The 941-nt window shown below is 71.1% G+C and carries 1 protein-coding gene and 1 pseudogene; both read right to left on the minus strand.

The window, feature by feature from the left end:
- Nucleotides 1-340: hypothetical protein (locus ABD323_RS41335; protein ID WP_344447238.1), on the minus strand; the 340-nt coding region annotated here is incomplete at its 3' end.
- A 366-nt stretch (nucleotides 341-706) separates the two neighbouring features.
- A pseudogene (locus ABD323_RS41340) lies at nucleotides 707-941 on the minus strand (AMP-binding protein); the annotation flags it as partial.

Consider the following 941-nt stretch of genomic DNA (forward strand, 5'->3'; position numbering starts at 1 on the left):
CGTCCCGCAGCCAGGCCAGGCGGACCAGGTCCTCCCCCTCGACCTCGACGTCGAGCAGCTGCACCAGCTCCGTGCGGCCGTCCGCGCCGATCAGCATCGGCACGCCGGGCACCAGGTCCGCCCGGCCGTAGACCACGTCGGCCATGCCGGACCCCAGGACGTCCAACACCCGCAGGTACGACTGGTAGACCGCCTCCCCCTGGTCACCGGGCAGCGGCGACCACGACTGCCCGTCGTCGCCGGGCAGCGGGCGCAGCTGGATCAGCAGCGCCTCCTCCAGCGCGTAGAGGTCGCCCAGGACGTCGGGCTCGGCGGGCAGCAGGAGGTTCACGGTGGACATGGGGCCCCTCTCGGGCGGGTGGAGGCAGGGTGACGGACTGTCACCTTCTCGGGCTCCACTATCGCACTCGTCACGTGACGAGTTCTAGAGGGGTGGACTTCTTTCCGGGGCTTCCGGGAGCGCGGCCCGCCGCCGTGGGCCCCCTCTCCAAGGTCCTGCTGTAGGTCCTGCCCTGGGTCCTGCCCTGGGTCCTGGTGTAGGTCCTGACGTCGGTCCGCCCCGGCCCGACCCGACTCGGCGTCAGCGCAGGTCAAAGCCTTGGTGGCGACCCCCGGAAATTCTGACATCCCTCTCTCTGGGGGTGGCTGCTGCTGGTGGTGGTGGTCGAGGGCTTGGGCGGGGTGGTCGGCTGGAGCGGCGCCGGGCCGCCGTGCTGCCGAAGAGATCGTAGACCGAGAGGTCGAAGCCCAGGTCGGCCAGCCCGAACAGCCGGTCGTCCGGGCCGACCTGGAACCGTTCGTTGATGTCCAGGACGGTGTTCAGTGCGGCGTGGTGCTCGATCATGACGCCCTTGGGGCGGCCGGTGGAGCCGGAGGTGTAGATCACGTACGCGAGGTCGGTGGGCTCGGCCCGGTCGGTGGTGACCCCGGTGGCGGGCTGG

The organism is Kitasatospora nipponensis (assembly GCF_039528135.1).
GTDB lineage: Bacteria > Actinomycetota > Actinomycetes > Streptomycetales > Streptomycetaceae > Kitasatospora > Kitasatospora nipponensis.